The following is a 25,896-nucleotide window of genomic DNA, read 5'->3' as shown; positions in this document are numbered from 1 at the left end:
TCAGAGCAATTTTCAGAAAATCGGATGACCGTACCCGCACGGCTACACCACTCGTCCGATGGAATAAACCTTTGCAAAGTACGCCTCTCAACCGAAGGGTGAACGCCCGTTGGGGTATCGAGTGGTGTCGAAGCGTTCTGTTACAGGTCGCTTTTCAGCTATATTCCGCTATTCGTTTATCCCTCATCCCGTTTCGAATTCTTGCCCTGCGCAGTTAACCAAGGTTGGTGTTTATGAAGTCTGCCCCCCCGCGGTCACCCAATGTCCCGCAACGCAAGGATTTGATCCCCAGCACCCTGAATTTTCCAGTGGTGGGTATCGGCGCGTCGGCGGGCGGGTTGCAGGCAGTCAAGGCGTTTTTCGAACACATGCCGCAAGACTGCGGCATGGCTTTTGTGGTGATCCTGCACCTGTCCCCCGACCATCAAAGCGCGGCGGACAGGATCATCCAGGAGTCGACCCGGCTGCCGGTGCTGCAGGTCACCGAGACGACGCCCATCGAGAAGAACCGGGTGTACGTGATTTCGCCGGCGCAGCACTTGGCAATGAATGATGGCTACCTGGCCGTCTCGCCGTCGGCGCGCGAAGGCGGCTCGCATATTGCCATCGACCTGTTCTTTCGCGACCTGGCAGATGCCCATAAAGAGCACGCGTTTTGCCTGGTATTGTCCGGCACCGGATCGGACGGCGCGGTGGGGCTTTCGCGCATCAAGGAACAGGGCGGCGTCACCCTGGTGCAAACCCCGGAAGACGCGGAATTCGACGGCATGCCACTGGCGGCCATCGAAACCCAGATGGTCGACCTGGTGTTGCCCGTGGTGGAGATGCCGCAAAAACTGCTGGAGCTATGGCGCAACGCCCGCTCCATCACCCTGCCTACCGCCAATGACCCCGAGATCAAAACCACGCCGCCTGCAACTGAACGTGACGCGGCGGTCGCCGAACAGTTGCTGCTGGATATCCTGATACAACTGCGGCTCAACACCGGCCACGACTTCAAGCACTACAAGCGCGCCACGGTACTGCGCCGCATCGAACGCCGTCTGCAGGTCACCGCCCAACCGGACCTGGCCAGCTATTACGAATATCTCCAGGCGCACCCGGAAGAAACCAAGGCATTGCTCGGCGACATGCTGATCGGCGTGACCAACTTTTTCCGTGACCGCGAGGCCTTCGAAGCGCTCGAGCGCGATGTGGTGCCCAACCTGGTGAAGTCACTGGAAGACAGCGTACCCAAACGCGAAGAGGTGCGCATCTGGTCGGCCGGCTGCTCCACCGGCGAAGAGGCCTATAGCCTGGGCATGCTGGTCGCCGAGCAACTGGCGGTAGATGGCAGCGATGCGAAAATGCAGGTGTTCGCCACCGATATCGATGAGCGCGCGATCAACCATGGGCGTAACGGCGTTTACCCGGAAGCGATCATTACCGACGTGCCGCCTTCACGCCTGCGCCAGCACTTTGCCAAGGAAAAAAACCAGCACTATCGGGTGCGCAAGGAAATTCGTGAAAAAGTCCTGTTCGCCAAGCACAGCCTGCTGAGCGACCCGCCCTTCTCGCAGATCGACCTGATCGTCTGTCGCAACCTGTTGATCTACCTGGACCGCGAGGTGCAGCGCGACATTCTGCAGATGTTCCACTTTGCGCTGCGCCCCGGCGGCTACCTGTTCCTGGGCTCCTCGGAGTCGGCCGACGGCTGCCTGGACCTGTTCGTGCCGGTGGACAAGCGCAACCGCATTTTCCGCGTGCGGGCCGGTTCAGCGGCCATGCGCCGCGCGCCCAGCATGCCGCGTGGTGGCTACCTGCGGCCCAGCGCAACGACCGCTGCCGCCCAAGTCAAGGTACCGAACAAGGTCTCGTTCGCCGACATTCACCTGCGCGCGCTGGCGAAGGCCGCGCCGCCCAGTGTCATCGTGGATATACACGCCGACATCCTGCACATGAGTGAAGGCGCGGCGCGCTTCCTGCGCCATGTGGCCGGGGAGATGACGCGCAACCTGCTGGCCCTGGTGCACCCGGACCTGCGCCTGGATATTCGTACGACGCTGTTCCAGGCCCAGCAGTCGGGCCTTGCGGTGACGTCGCGCAAAGTGCGCATCGAGCGCGATCACGTGCCCTACGTGGTCGATGTCACCGCCCTGCCCTACCAGGACGATCTCACCGAGAGCGATTATGTCCTGGTGATTTTCCAGGAAACTGAAGTCGACCCCCGGCACGCCGAAGAAACCGCCATCAGCCAAGCCGAAAACCAGATGATGAGCAACCTGGAGCGCGAACTGCAGCGGACCAAGTTGCACCTGCAGGACACCATCGAGCAGGCCGAGGTCTCCAGCGAAGAACTCAAGGCGTCCAACGAAGAAATGCAGGCGGTCAACGAAGAGTTGCGCTCGGCCACCGAAGAGTTGGAAACCAGCAAGGAAGAGTTGCAGTCGATCAACGAAGAACTGTTGACGGTCAATTTCGAACTCAAGACCAAGGTTGAAGAGACCGACAAGGTCAATGACTACCTGACCAACCTGATCGCCTCCACCGATATTGCGACGGTCTTCGTCGACCGCAACATGCGCATCCGCTGGTTCACGCCACGGGCCACGGATATTTTCAGCATGCTGCCGGTGGACACCGGGCGCTCGTTGATGGACATCACCCACCGGCTCAACTACCCGGAAATGACCGAAGACGCCACCACAGTGTTCGAATCGTTGAGCATGATCGAACGCGAAATCAGCAGCAAGGACGACCGCTGGTACATCGCACGCCTGCTGCCGTACCGCTCCAGCGAAGACCATATCGATGGCACGGTGCTGACCTTTATCGATATCACCAAGCGGCGCCAGGCCGAAGAAGAACTGCGCCTGGGTGAAGAGCGCATGCGCCTGGTCGCGGACAGCACCCATGATTTTGCCATCATCATTCTGGATGACCATGGCGCCATCACCGACTGGAACACCGGCGCCGAGTTGATCTTCGGCTATACCAAGGACGAGGTGCTTGGCGCCTATTACGACTTGATCTTCTCCCCTGAAGACCGCACCGCCGGCATCCCCGAAAACGAGCTGCGCGCCGCCCGCGAACACGGGCGCGGCGAAGACGAACGCTGGCACGTACGCAAGGACGGCAGCCGGTTTTATTGCAGTGGCGAAGTCACCCTGCTGACCAGCAATAACCTGCAGGGCTACGTCAAGATCGCCCGTGACCTCACCGGCCATAAGCGCACCCAGGATGAGCAGAGTCAACGCTTGATGGAGACCCAGACCAACAGTCACCTCAAGGATGAGTTCTTCGCGGTGATGTCGCACGAACTCAAGCACCCGTTGAACCTGATTCAACTGAATGCCGAATTGCTGCGACGCCTGCCGGCGACCAAGGCCACCGGCCAGGCGGTCAAGGCCGTGAACACCATCTGCGAAGCGGTATCGAGCCAGGCGCGCATCATCGACGACCTGCTGGATGTGGCCAGGGTGCGCACCGGCAAGCTCAAGCTGAAGAAGCAACCGATCGACCTGATCAGCACGCTTGAGGATATCTACGCGGTGGTGCTCGCCGATGGCCATCGGTGCCAGGTGACCCTGCAAAAACCGACGACTCCGGCAGCCTTGTTCGTCGACGCCGACCCTACGCGCCTCGAACAGGTGATCTGGAACCTGGTCAACAATGCGCTGAAATTCACCCCCAGCGACGGCCGCGTGCAGTTGCTGGTCAGCCGTACCGAGGGGTACGCGCGGTTGGACGTGATCGACAGCGGTGCCGGGCTCGCCGAAGACAGCCTGGAGAAGATCTTCGACCTGTTCGGCCAGGCGGAAAACCAACACCAGACCCATCAGCGCGAAGGCCTGGGTATCGGCCTGTCCCTGGTGCGGCAACTGGTGGAAGCCCACGGTGGCACGGTCAGTGTTCAGTCCCCAGGGCTGGGCTTTGGCTGCACCTTCTCGATAGCGCTGCCGCTTTCCAGGCAACAGGACCGCCTGCCCCGCGCCAACGCCGCGGACGCTTCGGATGAGCGCTTGACCGGGGTCAAGGTGTTGCTGGTGGACGACTCAGCCGATGTGCTGGAAGTGTTGAATATGCTGCTGGAGATGGAAGGTGCCGAGGTGAGTGCGTTCGATGACCCGCTCGCTGCACTGCAAGCGGCCGGCGACACGCCTTTCGACCTGATTGTCTCGGACATTGGCATGCCGAACATGAACGGCCATGAGCTGATGCAGCACTTGCGCCAGATCAACCACCTCCAGCAGGTGCCCGCCATCGCGTTGACGGGTTACGGTGCCAGCAGTGACCAGAAGAAGGCGACCGACTCGGGCTTCAGCACCCATGTGAGCAAACCCGTGACCCATGATGCGTTGATCAGCTTAATCCAGAGCCTGTGCCGCGCACGGCGCTAGGCGCGGTTATTGGTAAGGAATCACCGAGATCTTGCCGTTGCGCTCGAGGATCGCGAAGCGGATGTGCTTGATCTCCAGGATGCCCTGGGCCGACCGGGCCGCCTCAAGGATATCGTCTTCATCCAGGCGGGCGCGCTTGAGGCGTTCGTGCAGGACTCGGCCCTCTTCGACCACCACCGTCGGCCCGCCATCGAGCACCCGTGAAAACCACAGCGAACGCTGCTTGAGCAATGACAGGCCAATGTCGATGGCGATCAGCGTGACGATCACCAGCACCGCATTGGTCAGCGAGAAATCATCCCCCAGCAGGGCCTGCTGGGTCGCCTCACCAATCACCATCAGCAGAACCAGGTCAAAGGTGTTGAGTTCGGCGAGGGAGCGTCGGCCGGCGACCTTGAACAGGATCATCAATACCAGGTAAATCGCGGCTGCCCGCAAGACGGAGTCCATGCTTGCCCCCTAGGGATAAATGAACTGGGAAACGTCCACGGTGGCGCCTTTGGCCAGCGATACCCGAGTGTCGAAATTGCCGACGCCGTCACTGCGCAAGCTCAGATACAGCGTGGCCCGCCCTTGATCGTCGCTCAGCGTCCACAGCTTTACGCCCTCTCCCGCCGCGCTGGCCTTGAGGGGCTGGGGTTGGAGCATCTCCACGTTGAAGCCCTGCAACAGCTCACCGTTGATTTCGACTTCCAACGGCTTGCGTGCGGCGCCCTGCAGATGAATCATCAACGCATCGGAGGAACCATTGCGCAGGAAGCGCTGGTATTCGACGCGTAACTGGCCGTCGGCGCTGCGCACCTCGGTGGTACTCAACGGCCCCTTGGAAAACAGCCCCGCCAGCGTCAGTACAATAAGCACGACCAGCCCGTACCAGCCCAGACGCTCGAAGCGCCAGACTTTGCGTTGCAAAGGCATGTCTTCGCGTACCGGATAGTTGCGGCTGTGCAGGTCATCAGGCTCTAACTCGCGCATAGCCAGCCCTCTTTCAGCCCTTGCTGTGCTCCGGCGAGGACGGGCCCTTGGTCACGCCGCGCGGGCCGTACACCGCCCATATCACCGCGCCCAGGAACGGCAGCAAGACGACCACGGCGGTCCACCCTGCCTTGCTCCCCGAAGAGTTTTCGCTACGCCACACGCTGTTGAGGATCCACAGATCGAGCAACAACAGGATGATCATCAAGCCAATCCAGAAATACGTCAGTTCCATGGTGCACCTCCCGGTTATGCAGCATTAGGTTGGCGGGGCGGTGGCAGGGTTCAGAATTTTTGCGCTGACAGGCGCCGAATCTAAATAAACGATAGTTCCGACGGAACTGAATCGTTGAATTGATCAATATTTCAGAAGCAACCAAATTGATACCGTCTCCTTGCAGGCGGGTCACAGCCTTATCTGAACCTGTTGAAAAAAGGAGGTGGCGTAATGAACAACTCGCAGCGGGCCTGGGAACTGGCCATGGTTTTGGTCGCCAATGGCAAGATCCCGTTCGACCCTGCCAACCCGAGCGGCTCGGTGAAGATCCTGTCGCGGCATCTGGAAGCGCTGGAAACCGCACTGCACGAGGAGGCAATAGCGAATACACCGGTGGAGCGCTTGCGCAAACTCGGCGGTCGTCGGCCCGCCCTAGTCGGTGCCGATTGAGGTTGTTCCTGTGGGAGGGGGCTTGCTCCCGATGGCGGAGTGTCATTCAGCTCAAGGTCATCTGATACACCGCTATCGGGAGCAAGCCCCCTTCCACTGTCGGATCGCGATCAGGCAGTTAATTCGCGTCGGGCTCCTCAGCGCAGCGCAAATCCATTACGCCCTGCAGACTTCGCGTTATAAAGCGCCTGGTCCGCCGCCTCGATCAAGCCGAGCGCTGGCTCCAACTCTGCACCCGCACCCGCCGCCACCCCGATGCTCACGCTCACCCGCCCGTACGGGCTGCCAGGATGCACGATGTTCTCCTGCGACAGCCGTTCCAGAATCAATTGCGCCACTACCGCCGCGCCTTCGCTGTCGGTCGCAGGCATGATAATCGCTATTTCTTCTCCGCCGTAACGCGCCACCAGGTCCGAAGGGCGCCGCACGCACGTCTCCAACAGTGTGCTGATCCTCTGCAGGCAGGCATCGCCCGCGACGTGACCGAGGGCATCGTTGTACCGCTTGAAATAGTCGACGTCGATCATCAGCAAGGCCAGCGTCGTGCCGTCGCGTTGCGCCCGGCGCGCTTCCAGGGCCAGGGTCTCATCGAAACAGCGTCGGTTGGCCAGGCCGGTCAGCGCGTCCTTCATCGCCAGTAATTCTAGCTGCCGATTAGAGTCGAGCAACTGCTGCTGGGCGATACGCAGCGCCTCTTCGGCCTCGGTTCGCCGGCGGATATCAAGGATCAGAAACCAACCGATCAAACCGGTCAGCCCCAGCAGCCCCGCCACCACCACCGCCGACAACGCGGCTTCCATGCGCCACGCCGCGAGCGCTTCGTGCTTGCCCAGGGCGACGGTGGTGATCAGCGGCAGGCTTTCGCTTTTGCGAAAGGCATACAGCCGCTCTACCCCATCCAGGCTGGAGGTGTACGCAGCGGTGCCAACGGAGCGGTCGACCAGATACTGGGAATAGATCGGCGAGGTGGAAAAGTTGCGGCCCATGTCCTGCTCGCGGAAGGGATAGCGCACCAGCAAGGTGCCGTCGGTGTACGACAAACCGATCGCACCGTCCTGGCCGACGTCGAGCTTGCCGAACACGCGCAGAAAGTTCTCTACGCCCAAGGTCACGGCCACCACCCCGGCAAAGTTGCCGGCCGCGTCATCGAAGCGGCGGCTGATGGTAACCACCCACTCCTGGGTGGTGTGGCTCTGAATCGGCGGGCCGATGAAAGGCTCACGGCTCGGATCGTCGCGGTGATGGATGAAATAGGCGCGCGCGCTGCTGTTGGCGCCCGCCGGAATCACGCGGTTGGACGACATCAGCCAGCCACCCTGCCGGTCATAGACGGTGATGCCACTGAGTTGCGGCATCACCGGCTGCTGGCGACGTATCAACGCACTGATGCGCTGGATCTGCGCCGGGCCACTGCCTTCGGTTTCCAGGCGCTCGACCAGACCCAGCAACAGCAATGCGCTTTGGCGCACGATACCTTCGGTGTAGGTCGTGAGCGCCTGGGTGAGGTTCAAGCCATGCACGTTCACTTCCGCCAGCGCACGCTCACGGGAAGACAGGACCTTCCAGATCGTCAGAGAAGTCAGGGAACAGCCGATCACCAACAGCAAAAGCATCACTAGGCGGGTATCACGCTTCACGTCAGCACCTTAAAGGAAATCCGGTTCCATTCCAGCCATCATTCGAACGTCGGTACTCACAGCGGCCACCGGTTCCGGGGGCAAGCATACAAGCAGTCTGGCGGGGCTGCAGCAACAGCGTGTGAAAAGGCCAGCATTGGCCGCAGACGGCGCCAAGCAAGGAGTAACGCCGACAAAGATCAGCCCCGCTTATTCCGCGTTCAGAAACACACACTTGAAACTAAGCCGAATGGTCAGCAACGCCATTATTTCAATATCAATACCCTCTGAAAAGTTATACGAAGCGGCTTGCCAAGCGACGATTTGTATAAGTTTCTGGCTACTCACTACCGTTCATCGGCGTTTCCAAAAAATTTCAAAACCACTGCCCGCTTGCTCTTATCGGAGTAGATGTCCGTTGCATAAATGGGCAACTAGCGAAACGACAATTTAACTTGGAGTATTGTTATGACCACGAGTAATAAAAATCCTGGCAACTTCGCTAACGACCGCGAAAAAGCTTCGGAAGCGGGGAAAAAAGGCGGCCAGTCGTCAGGGGGCAACTTTGCCAACGACCGCGAGAAAGCCTCGGAAGCCGGTCGTAAAGGCGGCCAGAACAGCCATGGTGGTGGACGCAAGTCATAACGAAGGGCATCAATCATGCGAGCGTCAATTGATTATCAGCGTGGCGAGCTCCATCGCCAACCGGTGATGGAAGTGCGAACTGAGGCAAAGACCGTTGCGCGTTCAAGCACAACTCCCTGTTACGAACGCCGGCAAGTTTCCGAACTAGCCGAAGCAACTATCGGCGCGACGCAAACACCACCGTTGTGCGAGAGAAACTTATAGCCAGCGCACTCGCAGACTGAGTGCAAGTTCCCTGCAAGATCGAAATGAACGTTGTATAACCGACATAACGACGAGGTAACTGAACATGAGTACTCAAGACAAAAAAGGCCAAATGAGTGTCAACGAAGCCGGTAAAAAAGGTGGCGAAGCAACGTCTGCTTCTCATGATAAAGAGTTCTATCAAGAGATCGGCAGCAAGGGCGGCCAAAACAGTGGCGGGAATTTCAAGAACGATCCTGAACGCGCCGCTGAAGCCGGTAGCAAAGGCGGCCAGAACAGTGGCGGCAACTTCAAGAATGATCCCGAGCGCGCCGCTGAAGCCGGTAGCAAAGGCGGCCAGAACAGTGGCGGGAATTTCGCCAACGACCGGGAGAAAGCCTCGGAAGCCGGACGTAAAGGCGGCGAAAACAGCCATGGTGGCGGCCGCAATAGTTAATGTGCTTGACGCAGGGGAGCAGTGCTCCCCTGCTTTCATTGATGAGGGACACCATGCCTTTACACATTATTAATTTTACCGGCCCTGTCACCGCCTCGACCTGCAGCCAACTGATCGAAAAAGCCTCGTTGGCCGTGCAGCAAGATGCTTCGGGCCTGGTATTGAACATCGCGACCATGGGCGGCGAATGCAGCTATGGTTTTACGATGTACAACTTCCTGATGTCGCTGCCGATCCCGGTGCATACCCATAACCTGGGCACGGTGGAATCGATGGGCAATATCATTTTTCTCGCCGGTGAACGCCGCACCGCCTGCACCCACAGCAAATTCCTGTTCCACCCGTTTCATTGGCACGTGCAAGGCGCGGTCGACCATTCGCGCATGTCCGAATACGCGATGAGCCTCGATTACGACTTGCAACTGTATGCACGCATCGTGGCCGAACGCACCGCCGCTGCCAGCGAACCGTTGGAAACGGAAAAGTACCTGATCGCCGCACCGCGCATTCTCGACCCTCATCAGGCGCTGGCCGCCGGCTTGATCCACGGCATCGAACTGCCGGTCATCAAGGCGGAGTTCGTGAGCAGCTTCATCCACTCCTAGCCTTTCGCCTGGACACGATGCGCTGTCGGCTCAGGATACTGGCATTAAAATATCAACTAATCGCTTGTTTGAAATTTTCCCGTTTAGCGGTTGAAAACATCCGCCCGATGATGAATGGTGGCACTCCATTCAGGGAGGAATCGATGTGCCCCATCTACAAGCGAACCGCCGTTGTGTTCAATGCAAGACAACCTATGAACCGACCACGGACGAACCTGAGTACCTGGTGGCGACAGCCTCTGAAATGCTCTGCCCGACGTGCAGGCAACTGTACGCGGCCGAACTTATGAAAGATGCACTTCAACGCAGTGTGCAAAAGTTATATGCCCTGCAAACTCGCCGAGGAAAACAGTAAGTTCTGAACAAAGGGCGACTGGATGTCCCATTAAGCTCGCTTTTATTCAGGCGGAGGTGGCACGTAGGGCTGTGCAATAAACGGAACACTGCCGGACGGACGCCACCTTACATGTTCAATGCCGTAACGCTCGGCAAGTGGCTTGCTCATTCGTTTGATCTTTTCATTGCGCGACCTTGGAATAATGCCGATCCCTGCATCGCAACATGCCCAATGCCATGCCTCCGTATTGTTCATGACCTCCGCTCTTATAATGAAAGACTTCGGCTCATGGTGGTAGTCGTACTCGATGATATATAAAGAATTTTTCATAGCCGCTCCTTCTGATCTTTTTGTTGTTTGATCAGAACGAAGGTTCAGAATTTTTCCTGGCTAACTGACCAGCCTGCACAGTTTTCTTGTTTGTATAAGCCAACGACCATTCGTCGGCAGTTACGAAAAAAAATAAAACCGCGTCGGCTTTTTTGGATTCTCAATAGTGAGTCTGTTCACTCCAGGCTCTTGGTAAAAACTCCTGTCTTGCCCGTACTTAGTGCGGGCTTTTTTTCAGAGCAGTTTATATGACTAAGCAGTGTAGTCGGACGAACCAAGGCTATCGGCCAGTTGCGTGCGATCATCCTTATATACGCAAGGGCTACTATCTGGGCCTGGAACCGGATGTATATGTGTGTATGCGCTGTGGCGAACAGCGTGAGCCTGAGCGCTGGGACGACTTCGCGCGTCGCCGCATGCCGCCTCGCGGGCTTCTGAACCCTCCCTAGGCGCTGACACCTTTCATCCCCCTACGCAAAATGCTGTGGAACCTCAAACGGCAGCGGATTTTCTACCGCACACACACACGTTGGAGGACTGCAACATGACTGAGCATCCACTGATAGCGAACCATACCTCTGAAGACACCCACCGACGCGGCACGCTGACCAAGGCCGAACGTACACTTTCGCTGACGGCCGGCGCTGCCCTGCTGCTGAACGGCTGGCGCACCGGCGGATTGGGCGGCGCATTGCAGACCGCGGCAGGCGCCTACGCCTTGGTTCGCGGTACCGCCGGCCATTGCACGCTGAAGCAGGCACTGACGCCAACCCCCTTCGAACAGCAGTTCAGTCGCGAGCATCACTGGCCGATCAGCGAGGCGATCACGCGCAGTATCACAATAGGTCGCCCGCTCGAAGAGGTGTCTGCTTTCCTCGCCCGGCCCGAGCAGATTGGCCCGCTGCTGCGCTGGGTCGACAGCATCGAGCAACTGGCGCCGGATACCACACGCTGGACGCTCCGCGCTCCCGTCGGCAAACGCGTGCAGTGCACGCTGATCCAGACCCAAACCCAGGAGCCGGCCGTGTTGCATTGGAAAACCCCAGGCGATGCGCGCTGGGCGCACGACATTACCGTCTCACTGACCCCCGCTCCCGCCGGCCGTGGTACGCAAGTCAAAGCGGTGGTGGTCTGCAAGCCGGCCATGGGCAAATTGGGCTATGGCCTCGCTCGTGCAATCAGCCTGTTCAGTGACAAAGCCTTGCTCAATGCATTGCAGGCGGTGAAACAGCAACTGGAAACCGGCGAGGTCAGCAACAACCGCCTCAGACCGGAACAGGACGACGACTTTTTTTACGTACACGCCGCCGACGACCAGGTGACCACCGATCACCCGGCAGTCAAAACCGGCGTCGCCATTGAAGGGGGAAATCACTGATGCGCGCACTCACTTGGCAAGCACCGAATACACTGCAAGTCGACAACGTTCCCGACCCGACGATCCTCAACCCGCGTGACGCAATCATTCGCGTCACGCTGTCTTCCGTATGCGGTTCCGACCTGCATTTGCTCGGCGGCTACGTACCGGCCATGAAGCCTGGGGATATCATCGGCCACGAATTCATGGGGGAAGTCGTCGAAGTTGGCAAAGGCATCACGGACCTGCGCCAGGGTGACAAAGTGGTCACCATTTCGATCATCGGCTGCGGCAATTGCGAACCCTGCCAACGCAGCGATTTCTCCTGTTGCGATAACTCCAACCCCAACCCTTCGGCGACGGACCTCCTGTACGGCCAGCCGTGCTGTGGCATCCTCGGCTACAGCCATGCCTTCGGTGGCTACCCCGGCAGCCACGCCACCTACGTGCGGGTGCCGTTCGCCGACGTCAACCTGTTCAAGGTGCCCGACGGGGTCGGCGACGAGCAGGCGCTGTTCGTGTCGGATGCAGCGCCGACCGGTTACTTCGCGGCGGACAATGCCGGCATCCAGCCCGGCGATACCGTGGCGGTGTGGGGCTGCGGCGGCGTGGGTCAGATGGCTATTTGCAGCGCCTATCTGTTGGGCGCAGAACGGGTGATCGCGATCGACCGATATCCGGACCGGCTGCGCCTGGCACAAGAGCGCGGCAAGGCGATCCCGCTCAACTACGAGCACACCAATGTGCATGACGCCTTACTGGAACTGACCGGTGGCCGTGGGCCGGACCGCTGCATCGACTGCGTGGGCATGGAGGCGCACGGTACCGAGATCGACTATGCCTATGACAAGGCCAAGCAATTGCTCAGGCTGCACACCGAACGCGGCAGTGTGCTCAGGCAGGCCATACGTGCTTGCCGTAAAGGCGGCACGGTGTCGGTAGTCGGGGTGTATGGGGGGCTGCTCGACAAGTTTCCCATGGGGGCGATCGTCAACAAGGCCCTGACGTTGAAAGCCGGGCAACAGCCGGGGCAGCGTTATGCGACGACCTTGTTTGAGCATATTCAGAAAGGCGAGTTGGATCCTGCTTATCTGTTGACCCATCCGATGAGTCTGGAAGATGGCGCGCAGGGGTACGCGATGTTCAAGGAGAAGTCGGATGCGTGTATGCGGGTAGTGTTCAGGCCCTGATGGGAGGTGGGGTTGACTGAGTCCATATCCGTTACCGCAGCAACGGATATGGACTCGTTCTGATCCAGCATGATTGGAACGCGGCGCGTCAGTTAGAGAGGCTTTGGCTCCTGAACAGCAGGCGCCACCAACCGATTGCACCCATACAACACCACCCCCAGTACCATCAACGCCCCGCCCCGCAACCAGGTGTCCAGACTCTGCTGACTAAGCAGGATCAGACACGACACAATCGCCAACACCGGCACCCAACTCGGCACGCGAAAATGCCGCTCTTCGACCCGGTCACGGCGCAACACCAAGACCGCCAGGTTGGTACTGAGAAACACAAACAGCAGCAACAACACCACCGTCTCAGCCAACGCCGCCAGCGTGCCGGTCAAGGTCAGCGCAATCGCCACGGCTGTGCTGGCGATGATCGCCACCCAAGGCGTGCGGCGCTTGGACAGCACCCGCGACAACGGTTCCGGCAGCAGCCCCATGCGCGCCATGCCGTAGGTCAGGCGACTGGCCATGACCATCGTCAGCAAAGCGCCGTTAGCCACCGCCACCAAGGCAATGAAGGCAAACAGCTGGGGTGGAATGTTCAAGCCCGAGGCCCGCACGACTTCGAGCAACGGCGCCGAAGTGGCGGTCAACTTGTCCATCGGCAACACCACCGATGCAGCGACACCGACCGCCATATACACAATGCCAGCGGTGATCAACGCAGCGAACAACGCACGCGGGTAAATATTGCGCACCCCACGGATTTCTTCCGCCAGGTTAGCCGACGTCTCAAAGCCGACAAACGAATAGAACGCCAACAACGCAGCGCCCAGCACCGCCAGCATGGGATTGACGCCAGACTTGAATTCAAACGCCCGCCCAAGGTTGGCTTCACCGGCCTGGAAGCACCACGCCGCAGCGACAACCACCAACAACAGCCCGGACAGTTCCACGCACGTCATGACCATATTGGCCCCCAGCGACTCCTTGATCCCGCGGGCATTCAACAGCCCAATTACCACCAGGAAGACCAGCGCCGCCACATGGGGAGAGACGTCGATAAACGCCGCCAGGTAGTCCCCGGCAAACGCCAGTGACAAGCCTGCCGCACTGGTTACGGCCGCTGCGAGCATGCAAAAGCCCACCAGGAACGAGACCAGCGGTGACTTGAACGCCTTCTCGGCGAACACCGAAGCGGCGCCGGCGTGCGGGTACTTGGTCACCAACTCGGCGTAGGAGCCGGCCGTGAGCATGGCGAAGAATAGCGCCACCAGTAACGGCACCCAGATCGCCCCGCCCACCTGGCCGGCGATGGTGCCGGCCAGCGCATACACGCCTGCGCCGAGCACGTCGCCCAGGATGAACAGGAACAGCATCGGGCCAGTGACGGCGCGGCGCAAGGACGGCTTGGAAGGTTCGGCGTGGCTGAGCGTGGATTCGGTCATGGGGCGGCTCTGGCGGCAGTTTACGATCAGCGATCAGCCGGCGTGGGCCGGCTGATGCAGGGCTATCTACAATGGAAAATGCCCGCGTCACCAAAGTTCCTTTATTCGTGAGAATCCAGCGCAGGCGCCTCGTCAGTCGTCGTCGTGCCCGTGTGCATCGGCGCAGGGCAATCGACCGGATTCGCCCCCGGCAATCCTTTCGGCCTGGTCGATACCGCGCTTGAGCGCGTCCTGCACTGTCCACTCCGCGCCCGGTAACTGCTTGGTGCGCTCAGCGACACATTGGCCCGTAGCGGTGTAAACGCACAGCAGCACTTCGATATCGCCGTCCTCCCGCTCGCGGGCCCTGACTTCGATATGGCAGCCGTTTTCCACTTCCTGGGTAAAGCACTCTTCGTCCAGTGCTTTTGCGGCCCAGGCGTTATAGGTATTGCCGCGAATGAACATAGCTGTTCTCCAAGACCGTTAGGGGTTGGTCTTTCAACTAAGACCTGAACTCTTTAGCAGGGATTCCGTGTTTTTTCCAAGGCGAACTTTATAGAAGCCTCATTAGCGTTTCGCTTGTTAAACCGTTCGTCAGGCGACGTAACATTTTGTTAAACCAACCCCTGAGGGCCCCATTCAAATTGTTCGAAAGCGCAATCACGGATGTTTTCACAACAGGAGCAAGGCATGAAACGAACGATGGGTTATTGCCTGGTCTATCTCGCCAGCACTTTCTTATTGACCGGCTGCAACTTGGTGGTCTTCAACCCCAAGGGCCAGGTTGCAACCGATGAGCGTGACCTGATTATCCTCGCCACGGGCCTGATGTTATTGGTGGTGGTGCCGGTGATCGTGCTGATGTTCGTATTCGCCTACCGCTACCGTGCCACCAATAAAAAAGCGCGTTACTCGCCACGCTGGGCCAGCTCCCACAAGATCGAAGCGGTGGTGTGGGGCGTGCCGCTGCTGATCATCATCGCCTTGGGTTGGGTGACCTGGAAAACCACCCACGCCCTCGACCCCTATCGCCCGCTCGACTCGGACACGCCGCCGATCAATGTGCAAGTGGTGGCCACTGACTGGAAGTGGCTGTTCATCTACCCCGACCTGGGTATCGCCAGCGTCAACGAACTGGCCCTGCCGGTGCACACGCCGGTGAGTTTCACCATCACGTCCGATGCGGCCATGACCTCCTTCTTCATCCCGGCGTTGGGCGGGCAGATCTACGCCATGGCCGGCATGCAGACCAAGCTGCACCTGATCGCCAACGAGACCGGCGAATTCAAGGGCATCGCCGCCAACTACAACGGCCCCGGTTTTTCCGACATGCATTTCTCCACCCTGTCGCTGAGCCCCGCCGACTTCCAAAGCTGGGTGAGCAAGGTCAAGGGCGCCGCAACGCCGCTGGACCAGACGAGCTATGCGCAATTGGCCAAGCCCACCATCAAGCACCCGGTGACCTACTACTCGGCGGTTCAGGAGCGGCTGTTCCTGGACATCGTCGATAAATACGAAGGCATGAACAAGGCCAATAAACCCAAGCGCGCGCCCGTGAGCAGCGTTGAAACGCGCGCCGATCAACACCCGAGTCTGCTGGCTGAGGAGCGGTAACAATGTTCGGAAAACTGTCGTGGGACGCGATTCCAACCACTGAACCCATCGTGATGTACACCTTGGCCATTATCGGCCTGATCGGTGTGGCGATGGTGGGGACCATTACCTGGAAGCGCAAATGGGGCTATTTGTGGCGCGAGTGGTTCACCTCGGTGGACCACAAAAAGATCGGCTGCATGTACATCATCGTGGCACTGGTGATGCTGCTGCGCGGTTTTTCCGACGCGATCATGATGCGCACCCAGCAAGCCATGGCCGCCAGTGGCGGGCCGGGTTATCTGCCGCCGGAACACTACGACCAGATCTTCACCGCCCACGGCGTGATCATGATTTTTTTCGTGGCCATGCCCTTCGTGGTCGGCTTGATGAACGTTGTGGTGCCGTTGCAGATCGGCGCACGCGATGTGGCCTACCCGTTTCTCAACGCGCTGAGCTTCTGGCTGTTCGTGGCCGGTGCCGCGTTGGTCAACGTCTCACTGGGGATCGGTGAGTTTGCGCGAACCGGTTGGGTCGCCTACCCGCCGTTATCCGGGCTGGCGTACAGCCCCGGTGTGGGGGTGGATTACTACATCTGGTCCTTGCAGATATCCGGCATTGGCACGCTACTGACGGGGGTGAATTTCTTCGTCACGATTTTGAAGATGCGGACCCAAGGCATGACCCTGTTCAAGATGCCGGTGTTCACCTGGAATGCGCTGTGCACTTCGGTGTTGATCCTGGCGTCGTTTCCGATCCTGACCGCCACCCTGCTCATGCTGAGCCTGGATCGTTACCTGGGCATGCATTTCTTTACCAACGAAGCCGGCGGCAACCCGATGATGTACGTCAACCTGATCTGGGCCTGGGGGCATCCGGAGGTGTACATCCTGATCCTGCCCGCGTTCGGGGTGTTTTCGGAGGTTGCCGCCACGTTCAGCAGTAAACGGCTGTTCGGCTATGTGTCGCTGGTATGGGCAACTATCGCGATTACCGTGTTGTCGTTCATCGTGTGGCTGCACCATTTCTTCACCATGGGCGCGGGGGCCAACGTCAACGCGTTCTTCGGCATCATGACGATGATCATCGCCGTGCCGACCGGGGTGAAGATCTTCACCTGGCTGTTCACCATGTACCGTGGCCGAGTGCGCTTTGAAACCCCGATGCTGTGGACCATGGGCTTTATCGTGACCTTCAGCATCGGCGGGATGACCGGGGTACTGCTGGCAGTTCCCGGCGCCGACTTCCTGTTGCACAACAGCCTGTTCCTGATCGCGCACTTTCACAACGTGATCATCGGCGGCGCGGTGTTCGGCTATATGGCCGGCCTGACCTACTGGTTCCCCAAGGCATTTGGCTTCCGCTTGAACGACAAGCTGGGGCGCATCGCGTTCTGGTGCTGGTTGATCGGCTTCTACTTCGCCTTTATGCCGTCGTACGTGCTGGGCTTCATGGGCATGACCCGGCGCCTCAACCACTTCGACAACCCGGAATGGCGGCCCTGGTTGCTGCTGGAATTGGTCGGGGTGGCGATCATCCTCTGCGGCGTGGCCGCTCAGGCACTGCAACTGTTCGTCAGCATCCGCAACCGCCACAGCCCCCAGTATCGCGACCTCACCGGCGATCCGTGGGACGGGCGCACGCTGGAGTGGGCCACCTCCTCTCCGCCGCCGGTGTACAACTTCGCCGAGCAACCCAAGGTTGACGACCTGGACGCCTATTGGGGCATGAAGGAGCGCGGCGTGAGCACCCTGAGCCACACCGACTATCGCAGCATCCATATGCCGCGCAATACCGCCTCGGGCCTGGTTATCAGTGTGTTCGCGCTGATCTGCAGCTTCGCCCTGGTGTGGCATATCTGGTGGTTGGCGGCGTTCGGTCTGGTGGCGTCGGTGGTTGCGTTCGTGGTGCGCAGTTACGACGAAGACACTGACTACTTCGTGCCCGCAGAAGAGGTGGCGCGCATCGAAACGGCCCGTCTCAAAGACCTGGCAGAGGCTTGACTCTTATGTCCAATATCGTGATCGAAAAAGACATCGCCCACACCCACGAACAAGGGCATGAAGACGCCGGTTCCCTGAGCCTGTTCGGGTTCTGGATCTACTTGATGACCGACTGCATCCTGTTCGCGACCTTGTTCGCCGGCTATGCGGTGTTGCGCGACAGCGTGGCGGGCGGCCCTTCAAGTGCGGACATTTTCGAGCTGCCCTATGTGCTGGGTGAAACCATGCTGCTGTTGCTCAGCAGCATCACTTACGGCTACGCGATGCTCGCGATGAACCGTGGCCAGCAGTCCCAGGTTCTGCGCTGGCTGGGGCTCACCTTCGTGCTGGGGGCCGGGTTTATCGCCATGGAAATCAACGAATTCCATCATTTGATTGAAGAGGGCCATGGGCCGGACCGCAGTGGCTTCCTGACTGCCTTCTTCACCCTCGTCGGCACCCACGGCGCGCACGTCCTGACGGGGTTGGTGTGGATGGCGGTGCTGATGGTGCAGGTGCACCAGCGTGGCCTGACCAGCACCAACGCCACCCGGCTCAGTTGCCTGAGCCTGTTCTGGCATTTCCTGGACGTGGTGTGGATCTGCGTCTTTACCGTGGTCTATCTGTTGGGGGTGGTGTGACATGTACAAGCAAAGTTCGGTTCACAGCAGCGCAGGTAGCAGCCATGGCAGCAGCCGCTCCTACCTGGTCGGCTTCCTGGTGTCGGTGCTGCTCACCCTGATCCCGTTCGCCATGGTGATGTTCCCGTCACTGCCACGCACCACCACCGCCTGGCTGGTGGTGGCGCTGGGCGCGATACAAATCGTGGTCCACTTGAAGTTCTTCCTGCATCTGGATACCGCCGAGGAGCAACGCTGGAACCTGATTGCGCTGATTTTCTCGGCGGTCATCATCCTTCTGCTGGTAGGACTTTCGCTATGGATCATGAACAGTATTCATCACAACATGCTGGCGCACTGAAACACTGGCTGGGGCTGTTCAATGTAGGGGTTCAACTGACCAAGCCGGGGATTATTTTCGGCAATCTCGCGTCGGTGCTGGGGGGCTACTTCCTCGCGGGTAGTGGCCATCTGGCGAATCCCGCCCACTTGCTGGCCACCCTGCTTGGCACCGCACTGGTGATCGGCTGCGGCTGTGTCATCAACAATTGTGCCGACCGGGATATCGACCGACGCATGGTGCGTACCTGCCACCGCCCGCTGGCACTGCGCGCCATCAGCGTGCCCGCCGCCGTCAGCTACGCCATCGCCCTGGGTGTCATCGGCTTCGGTTTGCTGTGGGCTGGCAGCAACATGCTGGCCTGCACCCTGGCACTGGTTGGGCTGGTCGTTTATGCAGGCGTTTATACCTACTGGCTGAAGCGGCGCTCCCACTGGGCAACCCTGATTGGCAGCCTTTCAGGGGCAATGCCGCCGGTGATCGGGTATTGCGCGGTAAGCGGTCGGTTCGACGCGACGGCGATGCTGCTGGTGGTGGTGTTCTGCTGTTGGCAGATGCCTCACTCCCATGCCATCACCGTAATGCGTCGCGAGGACTTTCGCGCCGCGCGCTTGCCCCTGCTGAGCCTGCCCGAGGCCCACCGACAGATACACGCGTACATGCTGGCGTTCCTTGCCAGCACCATGGCGCTGGGCGTGGTTGCGCAGATGAACGCCGTGTATTTCGCGCTGATGCTCGGGTTCTGCGGTTACTGGATGGCGCTCGCTGCCAGCGCCACGCGCCTGACGGACCCGCCCGGCTGGGCGCGCAGGGTATTTGGATGCTCGATTCTGCTGGTGCTGGTACTCAACCTGTCGCTGGCAGTACTCCGCTAACCGTGTCGGCTGTCCCCGTAGATCCGGCATCCAGCACCGCGCGGATTTTTCGGGGCAGGTCCGTGGGTTGATAGGGCTTTTGAATCAGCTCGAATTCATGCACCTGTATTTCCGCACGCTCCAATGCGTCTTTTGCATAGCCGGTCGTGAGCAGGATCCTGACGTGGGGATACAAGCGCGATACTTCACGCGCGAGTACCGCCCCATTCATCGCGCCCGGCATGATCAAGTCACTGAACACCAGGTCATACGGGACGCTCTGGAGCATGCTCAATGCTTCGGCGGCGGTGTGCGCGATGCCGGTCCGGTAACCGTAGTCAGACAAGATCACTTGGGCCAACTCGGCCACGTCGGGCCGGTCCTCCACGATCAGGATGTTCTCGTGGCCCTGCAGTGAGGCGGTGGCGGATGTGTGCTCGACCCAGGGCTGGCTGTCATCGGCCGGAAAGTACAGGCGTATGGTGGTACCGATACCCGGATAGGAATGGATCCGCGCCGTGCCGCCCGATTGCTTGACGAAGCCATACACCATCGACAGTCCCAGGCCCGAGCCCTTGCCTTCTTCCTTGGTGGTGAAGAACGGCTGCATGACTTTATCTTTAATATCCTCGGCGATGCCGTTGCCGTTATCAGACACCGAGATGCTGACGTAGCGGCCCTCAGCCAGGCCATCACGTTCAGCACCGACCTCGCCCGGCACTTGGACGTTGCGGGTTTTAACCGTCACTGTCGGCTCGCTGCACCCTTCCAATGCATCCTGGGCATTCGACAGAAGGTGCCGCACCGCCAGCTCTGCCTGGGCAGGGTCAATGCAGCAGTTCCACAGATCGTCGGCGAGTTCCGCCTGCAGCTCTACGTCATGCAGCACACCCTTGAAATCGGGACGACTCAACAATGTGTTCAGATTGATCACCCGGCTGTCGAGCCGCTGCTTGCGCGAGAACGCCAGCAAATGCTGAGTCAGGGTTTGCGCTTTTTCAGCGGCCGCCCGGGCACGGCTGGCACTGTTGACGATGCGCTGCGGGTCGCTGCCGGGGCGCTTGGCGCTCTGCTGGATCAGCTCCAGGTACCCGACCATCACCTGCAGCAAATTATTGAAGTCATGGGCGATGCCACCCGTCAGTTGCCCCAGCGCTTCGAGGTCCTGGACGCGGCGCACGCGCAATTCCGCATCGTGACGCCGACTCACGTCCAGTTGGGAGGCAAAAAAGTACACCAGTTGGCCGCGCTCGTTGAACAACGGCGAGATGAATATCTCATTCCAGAAGGTCGAGCCGTCCTTGCGGTAATTAAGCAGCTCAACACAGGCTTCATGATGTTGCTCAAGCGCACGCTGCACCTGCCGCAGGGCACTCTTGTCGGTTTCCGGTCCTTGCAGCAACCTGCAATTGCGCCCGATCACCTCGTCATGCTCGAACCCGGTCAGAGACAGGAACGCCGGGTTGGCGAAGATGATCGGGTTGTCGGGCTGCCCAGGGTCAGTCACGATCATCGCGCTGTGGCTGGCTTGCATGGCGGCGAAGAACAGATCTTTACGGTCGGAAGAAAGCACCGCCAATGCGTCACCGCCGACTGAGGGCTTTTTCTTTGTGGTCACGGTTCACCTCCAGATGAGTGGTGCGTGTTCCATTGACCGTGAAAATGCAGCGCAGTGCCAGCGTGGACTCAATCACGCGCGGCGCCGGTGGGGCGCCGCGCGCAGCCTCAGCGCTTGGCCTCTGTGTCAGGGGCTGCAGAGCGCTCCAGAAATGCCTGGGTGAGCTCGGGCAGATGCTTGAGCAGCCACTCGGCCATTGCAATTTCCTGGGGCAGGATCTTTTCGCAGGCCGCTTGTGTCTCGGCGTCTCCAGCTACTTTCGCGGCCGCTATGAGCGCCGTGTAGCTGGCAATCTCCATATTTTCGAACACATAGCCGGCCATCGCGCCCTTGATCACCTCGTCACTCATCAGTGAGCCACCAACCGCCTGCCCGAACGCCATCAATTTGCCGCCCATGTCTTTCAAGGTCGACGCGCTGCCGCCCAGGCGCGCCAGGCATTCATCGATGAGCGCCTGCTGGCCGAGGGTTTCCTGAATATGCTCGTCGATCCGGGCCTTGAGCTTCGGGTAATGTTCCAGTCGCTCCGATTGTGCCTTGAGCATTTTCTCGGCCTGTTGCTCCATGGCATGGGCATCGCGTAACCAGTCGAGCAGGTTTTCCTGTGGGGTCGCCATCTTGTTACTCCTCTTCAAGCCAATAAAAGAGCCGCACGCCCGAAAGCGTGCGGCTGCCGCGCATCAAAGTTCAGGCTTGGGCTGAAGGCCCGCGCCCAGGTCAGCGCCGGTGGTGGGGTCGCTGGTAGGGTCGGAGGCGGTGCGGATTTTCATCGCGCTCAGCAGCGCTTCGTCGTCGGCGTCCAGCTGCACGCTGGCCGTGCCATCACCGCCATCGACCGCAGGTTGCGGGCTCTCCACGAACTCCCATTCATCGCCCTGGTTCCAAGGACCACGCAGGTCTTCCGCGCCCTGGGACATGTTGTAGTACACCTGGGTGAATTCCGGCTTGCCTGGCAACTTGCCTTGGGGGAAATTCGGCTGAATCGAATGCAGCGCTTTTTCAAAGGAGATCTGGTGCGCGATTTCACGGGTCATCAGGAACCCGAGGGCATCCTTCACGCCTGGATCGTCGGTGACGTTCATCAGCCGTTCATAAACGATTTTGGCGCGTGCTTCGGCGGCGATATTGGAGCGCATATCCGCCGTGGGCTCACCGATGGTGTCGATGTAAGCCGCTGTCCAGGGCACTCCGGCCGAGTTGATCAGCGGCGCCCCCGCACCGTACAACAGGCTGGTGATGTGGGAATCATTGCCGGCGCCGTTGAGTGAGCGATACAACTCGCCCTCCTCCTCCACGCCTTCGGCCATTCGGCCCTTGGCGCCCTTGTTGAGCATCACAATGATCGAACCGACGATCTCCAGGTGGCTGAGTTCTTCGGTGGCGATGTCCATCAACAGGTCTTTGCGCCCTGGATCGTCCTCAGCCAAGGCCTGGGTGAAATAACGGGATGCGGCCGCCAACTCACCTTGAGCTCCGCCAAACTGCTCGAGCAAAAGGTTCGCCAGACCCGGGTTGGGCTCGGCCACACGTACGGTGTATTGAAGTCGCTTGTTATGTAGGAACATCAACAAATCTCCTCAGGCTTACTGAAAGTGGCGGCATCTTGGGAATGCGCGCCTACCTTTCATGGGAAGCGAGCGGCGCGTGAAAAATTTCAAAATTAATTTGCGCATCACGACGAGCGGTTAACCGTCGTACAACAAGCGAAACGGCGGCGCTGCTGCTCAGCTGGCATCATCCGCTTCTGGAACGGTGTCGATCCCGGGCGTGCCGTTAGGCGGCGTCACGGTGGCCTCGACAGCGGTCGCATGGCTGTCGGGGTGGTCCCAGTCAGTGGTTGCGTTTGGGTCTTCGTCACGTCCGGCAGTGCCGATCACGCAACCATCGTCATTCGGCTTATCGAGCGGTTCTACTGGTCGGTGCTGTGGGTTGGATAGGTCATGGTTCATGGCAAAAAATCTCCAGTTCACAAAGAGGGGAACCTCGTTTGAGCCGGCCCATGGAGTTCAAGTGCAACGAAAAAGACGAATGGCGTGAACGCTGTTATTGCTGGCATGCAGCAACGGAAAAAACTTATACGAAGCGGCGTTAAGACGGCGAACTTGTACAACTTTCACGGCTTATCTGCCGTTCGTCGCCTGTTATAAAAATCAGTAAAACATTTCTGCTGGCGGCGCTATCGGAATAGATGCCCGCTGCCATAACGGGCAACTAACGAAACGTTAACTTAGCGACTGGAGAACTGTCATGACTACAGGCAATAAAAACCCAGGCAACTTTGCCAACGATCGCGAAAAAGCATCCGAAGCAGGGAAAAAAGGCGGCCAATCGTCGGGCGGCAACTTCGCCAATGACCGTGACAAAGCGTCCGAGGCGGGCCGTAAAGGCGGGCAGAACAGCCATGGCGGCGGCCGGAAGTCGGGCTCTTGAGTGAAAGAAGGAGGGGCAGCCTCGCTGCCCCTTCAAATCAGGCATTCGCTGATCGGTGTGCTAACAACGCTGAAGACTTAGTGCGATCAGTTTAAACTTTCCTGCCAGTGCCTTTTAACAATGATCCCCACTTCGGTGCAGGGTTCCTTAGCTTTCCGTGCTCAAACGATTTATATCTAATAGCCCTAACTTACTAGAAATAAACGCCTGAGCCGTCAGCCTTATCAACCAATAATGAGGATGCCACTGGCGATCACTGCGCACGCCAGAACCCGCCGTGTCGTGAGCGTCTCGCCGAGGAACAGGTAGCCGATCAACGCCGCGAACAACACGCTGGTTTCGCGCAACGCCGACACCGCGCCCAACGGCGCTTCGTTCATGGCGTAGATGACAATCCCATAGGCTAGCAACGAGACCAGCCCGCCGACCACAGCGGTCACTGTGCCGGGCCGCACGCGGAACAAGCTGCGGGCGTCGCGCAGGCCGATGTACACCACTGGCATCAGCACGCCCCACAACGCGCACATCCACACCGTGTAGCCGAGCGGCGCGCCGGAGAGCCTGGCGCCAATGCCGTCAACCACGCTATAGGCGGCGATGAAGCAGCCAGTGCCCAGCGCATAGGGCAAGCTGGGCACCGACAGCCTGCGGCCTCGGAACGCCAGGGAAATAATCCCGCCTGACACCAGCGCAATACCGAGCAACTCGCCGGGGGTGATGCTTTCGCCGGCGAAAACGGCAGCTCCAAGCGTGATCAGCACCGGCGACGAGCCACGGGATATCGGATAGATCTGCCCGAGGTCACCGACCCGGTAACTGCGCACCAGAAACAGGTTGTAGCCCACATGCAGCAATGCCGACAGCAGCGCATAGGCCCAGCTTTCAATAGCGGGCGGCACCAGGAACGCAGCGGCGACGAGGCAGGTAATGGCGATGGCGATGCACATCACCGTCATAGACCAGAGTCGATCGGCACCGCCACGCAGCAGTGCGTTCCAACTGGCATGCAGCAGCGCGGCGAAAAGCACCAGGCAGATCAAATGAATAGGCATGCGCCATCCTAGCAATCCAACGCCCTGCCTTCAGCGAAGTCTCTTCATCGCAGCATGAGCAAATCTTCACACCCGGCTCATTGCACTTTCAGCGCCTCACTGCTCAACCAACGGCGAAAGTTGACGATATGCGGCTGCGCTTCGATGCCCTTGGGGCACACGAAATAGTAGGCCAGCGGCGATGGGAACGGCACATCGAATAGCCGCACCAGGCGGCCATCGCTGATTTCGTTCTCCACATGCCGACTGCGCACCAACGCCACGCCGTGGCCGAGCAAGGCGGCCTCGACCGTCATGTTGGTGTCGCCAAACCTGACGCTTTCCTTGAGCGGCGAAAAAGCCAGCCCGACACTTTCAAACCAGACCTCCCATTTCGGCGCCAGCTCGGCGCCGTCGCGGATCAGCAGCGGAAACTGCAACAGTTCTTCCGGGCTGCGCGGTATCCCCATACGCCGCAGCAATTCGGGGCTGGCCACCGGAAACACCTGCTCGCCAAACAGAAACTCTGTATGCAGGCCCGGGTAATTACCCTTGCCCAGCCGGATCGCAACATCGGCCTGGTTGCCGGAGAAGTGGATGATGTCGTCCGTGGTGTGCAGCGACACCAACAGCTCGGGGTGCTGGCGAGCCAGGTTCGGCAAGCGTGGCAACAGCCATTTCAACGCGAAGGAGTAGGTGGTGCTGACGCTCAGGCGCACCCGGCCTTTTTGCTCGCGCAGATCGCCGAGGGTCGCCTCCAGGCTCATGAAGAACTCCCGCACGATAGGCGCCAGCGTGGCCCCTGCCGCAGTGAGGCGTAATGCCTTGCCGCGTTCGAACAATGGCAGCCCCCACAACGCCTCCAGATGCCTGAGCTGATGGCTGACCGCGCTCTGGGTGACATGCAGTTCCTGCGCGGCCGCCGTAAAGGTCGGGTGCCGGGTGGCAACTTCAAACGCTCGCAGTGTGGCGGTCGGCGGCAGGTCTCTCATGGGTGGGTGTCCGGCGAGTGATTGGAAAACGCTGAGCATGAGCGTTGGCTCATGGTAGTGGCAAGTGCGGCGCTTATTACCGTCATCCATTTGAACCCAGGACCGTAAGGGCGCCTACACAGCGCCAAACTTCCATAAAAACCTTCAGATGAAACGTATCAGCTCACCTAAAAGCTTTAATTATGCATGAATGCATTTTTCTCCTTGACCCGAAGGATAGAGTCTTCTAAAGTCAAATAACTGTATATGAATACAGTATTTATCTACCTTCATGGACGAG

26 protein-coding genes are annotated in these 25,896 nt (G+C 59.5%); 13 read left to right on the top strand and 13 right to left on the bottom strand.

Annotated features, from left to right (window positions below; genetic code table 11):
• The first annotated feature begins 233 nt into the window (after positions 1-233).
• Entirely contained in the window at positions 234-4,379 is a 4,146-nt protein-coding gene (locus tag C4J85_RS10635; protein WP_124409542.1) for a CheR family methyltransferase, read from the top strand.
• A 6-nt stretch (positions 4,380-4,385) separates the two neighbouring features.
• On the opposite strand, the gene C4J85_RS10630 is transcribed toward C4J85_RS10635, so the two are convergent.
• Genes C4J85_RS10630 through C4J85_RS10620 form a run of 3 tightly spaced genes read right to left on the bottom strand, consistent with a single transcriptional unit; the run spans position 4,386 to position 5,589 of the window.
• Positions 4,386-4,829: a DUF421 domain-containing protein gene (locus tag C4J85_RS10630; protein ID WP_124362351.1), complete on the bottom strand. Its 444-nt coding sequence runs from the start codon at positions 4,827-4,829 to the stop codon at positions 4,386-4,388.
• Between the two features lie 9 nt (positions 4,830-4,838).
• Positions 4,839-5,354 (bottom strand): hypothetical protein, encoded by a 516-nt coding sequence (locus C4J85_RS10625; protein WP_124409541.1) that lies wholly within the window; start codon positions 5,352-5,354, stop codon positions 4,839-4,841.
• 13 nt (positions 5,355-5,367) lie between these two features.
• Positions 5,368-5,589 carry a PLD nuclease N-terminal domain-containing protein gene (locus C4J85_RS10620; RefSeq protein WP_124409540.1) on the bottom strand — a complete coding sequence of 74 codons (222 nt, stop codon included), beginning with the start codon at positions 5,587-5,589 and terminating at the stop codon, positions 5,368-5,370.
• 213 nt (positions 5,590-5,802) lie between these two features.
• Here C4J85_RS10620 and C4J85_RS10615 point away from each other — a divergent pair, with 213 nt between their 5' ends.
• Complete coding sequence (locus C4J85_RS10615; protein WP_124409539.1) at positions 5,803-6,021, top strand: hypothetical protein; 219 nt, start codon at positions 5,803-5,805, stop codon at positions 6,019-6,021.
• Positions 6,022-6,158: 137 nt separating this feature from the next.
• On the opposite strand, the gene C4J85_RS10610 is transcribed toward C4J85_RS10615, so the two are convergent.
• Positions 6,159-7,658 carry a sensor domain-containing diguanylate cyclase gene (locus C4J85_RS10610; protein ID WP_124409538.1) on the bottom strand — a complete coding sequence of 500 codons (1,500 nt, stop codon included), beginning with the start codon at positions 7,656-7,658 and terminating at the stop codon, positions 6,159-6,161.
• Positions 7,659-8,105: 447 nt separating this feature from the next.
• Between C4J85_RS10610 and C4J85_RS10605 the strand changes: the two genes are divergently transcribed.
• From C4J85_RS10605 to C4J85_RS10595, 3 genes are all read left to right on the top strand, one after another.
• Positions 8,106-8,282, top strand: coding sequence for a general stress protein (locus C4J85_RS10605; RefSeq protein WP_076954923.1), 177 nt, complete (start codon positions 8,106-8,108; stop codon positions 8,280-8,282).
• A 289-nt stretch (positions 8,283-8,571) separates the two neighbouring features.
• Positions 8,572-8,922 carry a general stress protein gene (locus C4J85_RS10600; RefSeq protein WP_124362346.1) on the top strand — a complete coding sequence of 117 codons (351 nt, stop codon included), beginning with the start codon at positions 8,572-8,574 and terminating at the stop codon, positions 8,920-8,922.
• 53 nt (positions 8,923-8,975) lie between these two features.
• Positions 8,976-9,527 carry an ATP-dependent Clp protease proteolytic subunit gene (locus C4J85_RS10595; RefSeq protein WP_124366605.1) on the top strand — a complete coding sequence of 184 codons (552 nt, stop codon included), beginning with the start codon at positions 8,976-8,978 and terminating at the stop codon, positions 9,525-9,527.
• A gap of 397 nt (positions 9,528-9,924) precedes the next feature.
• Here the strand turns inward: C4J85_RS10595 and C4J85_RS10585 are convergent, their stop codons facing one another.
• Positions 9,925-10,194: a DUF6555 family protein gene (locus C4J85_RS10585; RefSeq protein WP_124362343.1), complete on the bottom strand. Its 270-nt coding sequence runs from the start codon at positions 10,192-10,194 to the stop codon at positions 9,925-9,927.
• A 544-nt stretch (positions 10,195-10,738) separates the two neighbouring features.
• Here C4J85_RS10585 and C4J85_RS10580 point away from each other — a divergent pair.
• Both C4J85_RS10580 and C4J85_RS10575 read left to right on the top strand, forming a co-directional pair.
• Positions 10,739-11,572, top strand: coding sequence for an SRPBCC family protein (locus tag C4J85_RS10580; RefSeq protein ID WP_124403813.1), 834 nt, complete (start codon positions 10,739-10,741; stop codon positions 11,570-11,572).
• Entirely contained in the window at positions 11,572-12,741 is a 1,170-nt protein-coding gene (locus tag C4J85_RS10575) for a zinc-dependent alcohol dehydrogenase (RefSeq protein WP_124409537.1), read from the top strand. Before C4J85_RS10580 ends, C4J85_RS10575 begins: the two co-directional genes overlap by 1 nt.
• 92 nt (positions 12,742-12,833) lie before the next feature.
• Here C4J85_RS10575 and C4J85_RS10570 read toward each other — a convergent pair whose 3' ends face one another.
• The gene (locus C4J85_RS10570; protein ID WP_256657899.1) at positions 12,834-14,174 is read right to left on the bottom strand and encodes an APC family permease; all 1,341 of its coding nucleotides are present in this window, start codon (positions 14,172-14,174) and stop codon (positions 12,834-12,836) included.
• Between the two features lie 132 nt (positions 14,175-14,306).
• Entirely contained in the window at positions 14,307-14,621 is a 315-nt protein-coding gene (locus tag C4J85_RS10565; protein ID WP_124366601.1) for a hypothetical protein, read from the bottom strand.
• 225 nt (positions 14,622-14,846) lie between these two features.
• Between C4J85_RS10565 and cyoA the strand changes: the two genes are divergently transcribed.
• From cyoA to cyoE, 5 genes are read left to right on the top strand one after another with little or no spacing between them, the layout of a single operon-like run.
• On the top strand, positions 14,847-15,770 hold the full coding sequence (gene cyoA / locus C4J85_RS10560) for a ubiquinol oxidase subunit II (RefSeq protein ID WP_124409536.1): 924 nt from the start codon (positions 14,847-14,849) through the stop codon (positions 15,768-15,770).
• A gap of 2 nt (positions 15,771-15,772) precedes the next feature.
• Positions 15,773-17,752, top strand: a complete 1,980-nt coding sequence (gene cyoB, locus C4J85_RS10555) for a cytochrome o ubiquinol oxidase subunit I (protein WP_124362338.1) — start codon at positions 15,773-15,775, stop codon at positions 17,750-17,752.
• 5 nt (positions 17,753-17,757) lie between these two features.
• A complete protein-coding gene (locus C4J85_RS10550; RefSeq protein ID WP_124366600.1) occupies positions 17,758-18,372 on the top strand; it encodes a cytochrome o ubiquinol oxidase subunit III in 615 nt (204 codons plus the stop codon).
• Position 18,373: 1 nt separating this feature from the next.
• On the top strand, positions 18,374-18,712 hold the full coding sequence (gene cyoD / locus C4J85_RS10545) for a cytochrome o ubiquinol oxidase subunit IV (RefSeq protein ID WP_124366599.1): 339 nt from the start codon (positions 18,374-18,376) through the stop codon (positions 18,710-18,712).
• Positions 18,670-19,566 carry a heme o synthase gene (gene cyoE / locus C4J85_RS10540; protein ID WP_124409535.1) on the top strand — a complete coding sequence of 299 codons (897 nt, stop codon included), beginning with the start codon at positions 18,670-18,672 and terminating at the stop codon, positions 19,564-19,566. Before cyoD ends, cyoE begins: the two co-directional genes overlap by 43 nt.
• Here the strand turns inward: cyoE and C4J85_RS10535 are convergent.
• From C4J85_RS10535 to C4J85_RS10520, 4 genes are all read right to left on the bottom strand, one after another.
• Positions 19,538-21,163, bottom strand: a complete 1,626-nt coding sequence (locus C4J85_RS10535) for a histidine kinase famiy protein (protein WP_124409534.1) — start codon at positions 21,161-21,163, stop codon at positions 19,538-19,540. The genes cyoE and C4J85_RS10535 overlap by 29 nt on opposite strands.
• A gap of 107 nt (positions 21,164-21,270) precedes the next feature.
• Positions 21,271-21,780: a ferritin-like domain-containing protein gene (locus C4J85_RS10530; RefSeq protein WP_124366596.1), complete on the bottom strand. Its 510-nt coding sequence runs from the start codon at positions 21,778-21,780 to the stop codon at positions 21,271-21,273.
• A 63-nt stretch (positions 21,781-21,843) separates the two neighbouring features.
• Positions 21,844-22,728: a manganese catalase family protein gene (locus C4J85_RS10525; RefSeq protein ID WP_124366595.1), complete on the bottom strand. Its 885-nt coding sequence runs from the start codon at positions 22,726-22,728 to the stop codon at positions 21,844-21,846.
• A gap of 159 nt (positions 22,729-22,887) precedes the next feature.
• On the bottom strand, positions 22,888-23,112 hold the full coding sequence (locus C4J85_RS10520; RefSeq protein WP_124366594.1) for a hypothetical protein: 225 nt from the start codon (positions 23,110-23,112) through the stop codon (positions 22,888-22,890).
• Between the two features lie 298 nt (positions 23,113-23,410).
• Here C4J85_RS10520 and C4J85_RS10515 point away from each other — a divergent pair, with 298 nt between their 5' ends.
• Complete coding sequence (locus C4J85_RS10515; RefSeq protein WP_124366593.1) at positions 23,411-23,593, top strand: general stress protein; 183 nt, start codon at positions 23,411-23,413, stop codon at positions 23,591-23,593.
• A gap of 224 nt (positions 23,594-23,817) precedes the next feature.
• Here C4J85_RS10515 and C4J85_RS10510 read toward each other — a convergent pair whose 3' ends face one another.
• Both C4J85_RS10510 and gcvA read right to left on the bottom strand, forming a co-directional pair.
• The gene (locus tag C4J85_RS10510) at positions 23,818-24,645 is read right to left on the bottom strand and encodes a DMT family transporter (protein WP_124409533.1); all 828 of its coding nucleotides are present in this window, start codon (positions 24,643-24,645) and stop codon (positions 23,818-23,820) included.
• Between the two features lie 77 nt (positions 24,646-24,722).
• Positions 24,723-25,616: a transcriptional regulator GcvA gene (gene gcvA, locus C4J85_RS10505; RefSeq protein ID WP_124370311.1), complete on the bottom strand. Its 894-nt coding sequence runs from the start codon at positions 25,614-25,616 to the stop codon at positions 24,723-24,725.
• Positions 25,617-25,896: the final 280 nt, after the last annotated feature.

The sequence above is a fragment of the Pseudomonas sp. R4-34-07 genome (genome assembly GCF_003852375.1).
GTDB lineage: Bacteria > Pseudomonadota > Gammaproteobacteria > Pseudomonadales > Pseudomonadaceae > Aquipseudomonas.
Note: the sequence above shows the minus strand (reverse complement) of the source record. Positions and strands in the feature narration are given on the sequence as shown.

What these genes read in the sequence shown, in the direction of transcription:
- C4J85_RS10635 (WP_124409542.1), top strand. Translation starts at nt 234, where the DNA reads ATGAAGTCTGCCCCCCCGCGGTCACCCAATGTCCCGCAACGCAAGGAT.
- C4J85_RS10630 (WP_124362351.1), bottom strand. Translation starts at nt 4,829, where the DNA reads ATGGACTCCGTCTTGCGGGCAGCCGCGATTTACCTGGTATTGATGATC.
- C4J85_RS10625 (WP_124409541.1), bottom strand. Translation starts at nt 5,354, where the DNA reads ATGCGCGAGTTAGAGCCTGATGACCTGCACAGCCGCAACTATCCGGTA.
- C4J85_RS10620 (WP_124409540.1), bottom strand. Translation starts at nt 5,589, where the DNA reads ATGGAACTGACGTATTTCTGGATTGGCTTGATGATCATCCTGTTGTTG.
- C4J85_RS10615 (WP_124409539.1), top strand. Translation starts at nt 5,803, where the DNA reads ATGAACAACTCGCAGCGGGCCTGGGAACTGGCCATGGTTTTGGTCGCC.
- C4J85_RS10605 (WP_076954923.1), top strand. Translation starts at nt 8,106, where the DNA reads ATGACCACGAGTAATAAAAATCCTGGCAACTTCGCTAACGACCGCGAA.
- C4J85_RS10600 (WP_124362346.1), top strand. Translation starts at nt 8,572, where the DNA reads ATGAGTACTCAAGACAAAAAAGGCCAAATGAGTGTCAACGAAGCCGGT.
- C4J85_RS10595 (WP_124366605.1), top strand. Translation starts at nt 8,976, where the DNA reads ATGCCTTTACACATTATTAATTTTACCGGCCCTGTCACCGCCTCGACC.
- C4J85_RS10585 (WP_124362343.1), bottom strand. Translation starts at nt 10,194, where the DNA reads ATGAAAAATTCTTTATATATCATCGAGTACGACTACCACCATGAGCCG.
- C4J85_RS10580 (WP_124403813.1), top strand. Translation starts at nt 10,739, where the DNA reads ATGACTGAGCATCCACTGATAGCGAACCATACCTCTGAAGACACCCAC.
- C4J85_RS10575 (WP_124409537.1), top strand. Translation starts at nt 11,572, where the DNA reads ATGCGCGCACTCACTTGGCAAGCACCGAATACACTGCAAGTCGACAAC.
- C4J85_RS10570 (WP_256657899.1), bottom strand. Translation starts at nt 14,174, where the DNA reads ATGACCGAATCCACGCTCAGCCACGCCGAACCTTCCAAGCCGTCCTTG.
- C4J85_RS10565 (WP_124366601.1), bottom strand. Translation starts at nt 14,621, where the DNA reads ATGTTCATTCGCGGCAATACCTATAACGCCTGGGCCGCAAAAGCACTG.
- cyoA (WP_124409536.1), top strand. Translation starts at nt 14,847, where the DNA reads ATGAAACGAACGATGGGTTATTGCCTGGTCTATCTCGCCAGCACTTTC.
- cyoB (WP_124362338.1), top strand. Translation starts at nt 15,773, where the DNA reads ATGTTCGGAAAACTGTCGTGGGACGCGATTCCAACCACTGAACCCATC.
- C4J85_RS10550 (WP_124366600.1), top strand. Translation starts at nt 17,758, where the DNA reads ATGTCCAATATCGTGATCGAAAAAGACATCGCCCACACCCACGAACAA.
- cyoD (WP_124366599.1), top strand. Translation starts at nt 18,374, where the DNA reads ATGTACAAGCAAAGTTCGGTTCACAGCAGCGCAGGTAGCAGCCATGGC.
- cyoE (WP_124409535.1), top strand. Translation starts at nt 18,670, where the DNA reads ATGGATCATGAACAGTATTCATCACAACATGCTGGCGCACTGAAACAC.
- C4J85_RS10530 (WP_124366596.1), bottom strand. Translation starts at nt 21,780, where the DNA reads ATGGCGACCCCACAGGAAAACCTGCTCGACTGGTTACGCGATGCCCAT.
- C4J85_RS10525 (WP_124366595.1), bottom strand. Translation starts at nt 22,728, where the DNA reads ATGTTCCTACATAACAAGCGACTTCAATACACCGTACGTGTGGCCGAG.
- C4J85_RS10520 (WP_124366594.1), bottom strand. Translation starts at nt 23,112, where the DNA reads ATGAACCATGACCTATCCAACCCACAGCACCGACCAGTAGAACCGCTC.
- C4J85_RS10515 (WP_124366593.1), top strand. Translation starts at nt 23,411, where the DNA reads ATGACTACAGGCAATAAAAACCCAGGCAACTTTGCCAACGATCGCGAA.
- C4J85_RS10510 (WP_124409533.1), bottom strand. Translation starts at nt 24,645, where the DNA reads ATGCCTATTCATTTGATCTGCCTGGTGCTTTTCGCCGCGCTGCTGCAT.
- gcvA (WP_124370311.1), bottom strand. Translation starts at nt 25,616, where the DNA reads ATGAGAGACCTGCCGCCGACCGCCACACTGCGAGCGTTTGAAGTTGCC.